At 45.9% G+C, this 804-nt stretch carries 2 protein-coding genes; both read left to right on the plus strand.

Annotation, left to right across the window (positions count from 1 at the left end; genetic code table 11):
* The first annotated feature begins 113 nt into the window (after window positions 1-113).
* Window positions 114-278, plus strand: a complete 165-nt coding sequence (locus A3735_RS01065; protein ID WP_068510051.1) for a rubredoxin — start codon at window positions 114-116, stop codon at window positions 276-278.
* Window position 279: 1 nt separating this feature from the next.
* Window positions 280-804 (plus strand): FAD-dependent oxidoreductase (locus A3735_RS01070; protein WP_197485567.1); only part of this gene is annotated, 525 nt, incomplete at its 3' end.

The raw sequence follows: 804 nt of genomic DNA on the forward strand, positions 1-804 counted from the left end.
TCTAAACTAGAATCTTCTCTTCGCATAAGCAAGCGGGCGCTAGTGTAAACCAGAGAGGCATGTTTGTATGCATTCGAAAGGCAAGTAACATTTTGATAATACAGGTATAAAGAATGAAGAAGTGGCAATGCGTAGTCTGCGGATTAATTTATGATGAGAGCGAAGGCTGGCCTGATGATGGCATCGAAGCGGGCACCTCATGGGAAGATGTACCCGAAGACTGGCTTTGCCCTGACTGTGGTGTAGGCAAAGAAGACTTTGAAATGGTAGAGATTTAACATGAATACTTCACCTATCGTTGTCATTGGTAGTGGCTTGGCCGGATATAATCTTGTTAAGGAGGTTCGCAAGCTGGACCAGGAAAGCGAGATTATTGTGATCACTCAGGATGACGCACACTCTTATTCCAAGCCTATGCTCTCGACAGCACTTGCCAAAGGCAAGCAGGCTGATGAGCTATCAATGGCCGACCCGGGAAAGTTCGCGGCACAGCACAATATTTCAATCAGAAATCATACGAGTGTTGACCGAATCGATACTTCTGCCAAAGCAATCCTGATAGGTGAAGAACGCTTAGACTACAGCAAGCTAGTGCTTGCTTGTGGTGCTCAGGTCAATAAGCTCAGTTTTCCCGGAAGTGAGCTTGAGAAAGTCGTTTCAATCAATGACCTAATGGACTACCGCCGTTTTCGTTCTTTGTTAGGCGAAAACTGCTCAGAAAGCCAGAACCATGTACTGATCATGGGTGCCGGCTTAATCGGCTGTGAATACGCGAATGACTTATTGGCAAGCGGTTATAAGGTA

This window comes from Oleiphilus sp. HI0061 (assembly GCF_001635675.1).